Source organism: Mycobacterium sp. (assembly GCF_051006775.1).
Lineage (GTDB): Bacteria > Actinomycetota > Actinomycetes > Mycobacteriales > Mycobacteriaceae > Mycobacterium.
Genome location: NZ_JBPCSX010000241.1, coordinates 1 through 3,815, shown reverse-complemented (window position 1 = coordinate 3,815; position 3,815 = coordinate 1). Strand labels below are relative to the sequence as shown.

Genomic DNA, 3,815 nt, shown 5'->3' with positions numbered 1-3,815 from the left:
GGAAGCCGACGTTCTGGTACACCAGGTTCTCGTCGAGCACCGCCCCGGCGCCGTCGACGTCCATGTTCTCCAGTGCGGTGAGGAACACCTCGACGGTGTGGGCGTTATCGATGTCGGAGCCGATGTTGCTGGCCGGGGTGGCGGATTGCTCGGTCATGGTCGCCAGCCTAATCCCAAGCAGGGTGAAAATGCTGGTAGATTCAACCAACGGTCGGTTTTAGGGGGTAGCGGCCATGAGTGTTTCGGCCAGGGGGCGATGTTTACCGGTGGTTCGCTGGCTTCGTGCCGGAACCGCCGTGACCGGGCTGGGTCTGGCGCTGACGATCGCTCCGGCGATCGCGCGAGCGGACGACTCCGCCGGCCCGGTCGCCGCCGATGCCGCCAGGCCCGCAGTCCACGGCAGGCACGCCGGTCCGGATCCGCATCCGCGACGGGCGGCCGCACGCCAGCCGGACCAGCGGGACAGCGCCAGTCGGGTGTCGCGGGCTGTCCGTGCTGTCGCGTCCGGACGTGTGGCGCGTCCGGTGACTCCAGCGCCGTCGAGAGCCGCCAAAATCGTCCCTCCCCAGGCGAATTCGGTCGCCTCAGTGAGCAGGCCGCCCGACATGGTCGTCAACGTGCTGTCCGGGATTCTAGGCTTCTTCGGACTCAACGGCCCGACCCCGCCCGGTGATCCGCTGGGCGCGGCGGTCTGGGCATGGGTGCGCAACCTCGCTTACCAGAACGGCCTGCTGCCGTTCAAAGGCGCCGTCACGGGGGTCCGTGACCCCGGAACCGGAGTCGTGACCGGTGATCTGGGATTCACCGTTCCGGCTGGCCTGCCGTTGACCTACACCGTCACGAGGGCGCCGGATCACGGCTCCGTCACCGTCGATTCGACCGGCGCCTACACCTACACCCCGTCCGTCGGACCCTGGGTGACAGACGCCTTCACCGTGGTTGCGAGCGACGGAATCGGAGCTTCGCAGAACATCGCCAGTGTGCCGGTCGTTACGACGATCCAGATGCCGATCTCCTACAACCTGCACGGGATTGCGGTCAGCCCGGACGGTTCCCGGTTGTATGTGGCGAACTCGGCCGACACCGGCGAGGGCCACAGCACCGTGCTCGTCATCGACACCGCAACCAACGCGACGATCCACACCATCGCCGCCGGCGTGACCCCACAGTCCGTCGTCCTCAGCCCCGACGGTAGCCGCCTCTATGTCACCGACTGGGCAGAGGCCAGCAACGCGATCTTTCCCACCACCAATGGTGCGGTATCGGTGATCGACACCGCCGCCAACGCCATGATCGGCAGAGTCGAGGTCGGGCACGGCCCGTCGGCGATCGCCGTCAGCCCGGACGGCACCACCCTCTACGTCGCCAACGAAACGGACGCCACCGTGTCGGTGATCGACATCGCGACCAATGCGGTCACCCACACCGTCGCGGTCGGACGGATGCCCCTCGGAGTGGCCGCGAGCCCGGACGGCAAGCATGTCTACGTGGTCGGCTACGGGGTGAAGACGGTGACGGTGATCGACACCGCGACCGCAGTGGTGAGCTCCACCATCCCGGTCCCCTATAGCGCGGGCGGCGTGGTGGTCAGTCCGGACGGCAACAGGCTGTACGTGATCCATTCGCTGAGCTGGGACAGCATCGTGTCGGTGATCGATCCGGCCGCCGGCACCGTGATCGGCACGGTCGGCGTGCCGGTGTATCCGCGAGCGGTCGCGGTGAGTCCCGACGGGCGCAGGCTCTACGTCGCCAACTGCGACAACAACGCGACAACGGGATGCACCAAGTCGGTCTGGGTCGTCGACACCGCAGCGCGGGTCGTCACCAACGTCATCCCGGTAGGCGACATCATCAACGACTCACCGGTGGCCGTGGCGGTCAGTCCGGACGGGAAGTACGTCTACACAGTTAATTCCGCCTATTACGGCTATGAGCCCCTCTACAACAATCAGTCGGTGTCGGTGGTCACGATCTGAGGCTGTGGCAGGGTAGGGCCGATGCGGGTGGCCCTCGTCGCCGGTCCGGAGGCCGGTCACGTCTTTCCGGCCATCGCGCTCAGCCTGCGGCTGCTGGCAGCCGGTGATCACCCGGTGGTGCTGACCGGTGCCGGGCGCCTCGACACGGTGCGCGCCGCCGGCGTCGAGGCCATCGAATTGGCCGGCCTGGACCCGGAGGCCGGCGATGACGATGCCGATTCGGGCGCCAAGATCCATCAGCGCGCGGCCCGGATGGCCGTCCTCAACCGGGCGGTGATCAAGGACCTCCGGCCGGATCTGGTGGTCTCGGATGTGATCACCGTCTGCGGCGGAATGGCCGCCGAGTTGCTTGGCCTGCCGTGGGCCGAACTCAGCCCGCACCCGCTTTACCTGCCGTCGACGGGACTTCCGCCGATCGGGAGCGGGCTGGCGCCGGGCGCCGGAGTGGGCGGCCGGTTCCGGGACAGCGTCATGAGGGCGCTGACGGCCCGGTCGATCCGGGCCGGGGATCGCCAGCGCGTGGCAGCCCGAGAGCAGATCGGTCTACCGGCCGTGGATCCGGGACCGCGCCGGAGGCTGATCGCGACCCTGCCCGCCCTCGAGGTTCCCCGGCCGGACTGGCCGGCCGGGGCCGTCGTCGTCGGACCCCTGCACTTCGAACCAACCGAAGCCGAACTGACGGTGCCGCCGGGGAACGGCCCGATGATCGTGATCGCCCCGTCGACGGCGGCCGGCGGGGCGGCCGGGCTGGCCGAGATGGCGCTGGAACACCTGATCCCCGGACAGACCCTGCCCGCCGACTCCCGGTTGGTGGTCTCCCGGCTGGGAGGGGCGCAGGTGCCGGTGCCGCCGTGGGCGACCGTGGGGCTGGGGCGTCAGGACAGGCTGCTGGCCCAGGCCGACCTCGTTGTCTGCGGTGGCGGGCACGGGATGCTGTCCAAGACGTTGCTCGCCGGTGTGCCGATGGTTGTGGTCCCCGGTGGCGGGGATCAGTGGGAGTTGGCGAATCGTGTTGTGCGACAGGGGAGTGCGCGCCTGATCCGGCCATTGGCAGTCGACGCTCTGGTGGCGGAGGTCAACGAGGTGCTGTCGGAGCCGTCCTACCGGCTGGCGGCGCGGCGGGCCGCTGAGAGCCTGGCCGGGGTCGCCGATCCGGTACGGGTGTGTCGCGAGGCGGCCGACTAGGTTGATGGCGTGCGGCTGACCGAATTCCACGAACTCGTCGAGGCGCAGTTCGGCCCGGTGCGGGGTGCCTCCCTGCTCGTCGACCATGTGCTCACCCGGTTTGGGGGCCGCACCTCTGAGCAGGCCATCGAGGCCGGTATCGACCCCCGTGAGGTGTGGCGGGCGCTGTGCGCCGACTTCGATGTTCCCCGCGAGCAGTGGTAAGAGCCCGGTAATTCGACACGCCGCGCGCCTGCTTGCCATCGAACACATGTTCGTTAGTCTGGGTCCCAGTTCGAGTAGCTGTTCGGCCGACGTTTGACGGAGTTCCTGTCGAATTTTTGTCAGGGGTCCTCTCTAACGTCACGGACAACCGACCGAACACCGGTCACGAACACAGAGAACGGAGATATCCATGGCGCAACAGGCCCCCGATCGCGAGAAGGCTCTTGAGCTCGCACTCGCCCAGATCGAGAAGAACCACGGCAAGGGCGCGGTGATGCGCCTCGGTGACGAGGTCCGCCAGCCGATCGCGGTCATCCCGACCGGCTCCATCGCCCTCGATGTGGCGCTGGGCATCGGCGGTCTGCCGCGTGGCCGCGTCGTCGAGATCTACGGCCCGGAGTCCTCGGGCAAGACCACCGTCGCACTGCACGCCGTGGCCAACGCACAGGC

3 protein-coding genes and 1 pseudogene are annotated in these 3,815 nt (G+C 68.4%); all 4 read left to right on the top strand.

The features are described from left to right. Nucleotides 1-587 precede the first annotated feature (587 nt). Nucleotides 588-1,976 carry a beta-propeller fold lactonase family protein gene (locus tag ACR2JI_RS16860; RefSeq protein ID WP_526392032.1) on the top strand — a complete coding sequence of 463 codons (1,389 nt, stop codon included), beginning with the start codon at nucleotides 588-590 and terminating at the stop codon, nucleotides 1,974-1,976. A 21-nt stretch (nucleotides 1,977-1,997) separates the two neighbouring features. After that, a complete protein-coding gene (locus tag ACR2JI_RS16855; protein WP_526392030.1) occupies nucleotides 1,998-3,161 on the top strand; it encodes a glycosyltransferase in 1,164 nt (387 codons plus the stop codon). Between the two features lie 9 nt (nucleotides 3,162-3,170). Continuing rightward, nucleotides 3,171-3,365, top strand: a complete 195-nt coding sequence (locus ACR2JI_RS16850; RefSeq protein WP_526392028.1) for a DUF3046 domain-containing protein — start codon at nucleotides 3,171-3,173, stop codon at nucleotides 3,363-3,365. Nucleotides 3,366-3,555: 190 nt separating this feature from the next. Further along, nucleotides 3,556-3,815 (top strand): annotated as a pseudogene (locus tag ACR2JI_RS16845) (recombinase RecA); the annotation flags it as partial.

Excerpts from the sequence above, each read along its gene's own strand:
- ACR2JI_RS16855 (WP_526392030.1), top strand. The coding sequence starts at position 1,998 with ATGCGGGTGGCCCTCGTCGCCGGTCCGGAGGCCGGTCACGTCTTTCCG.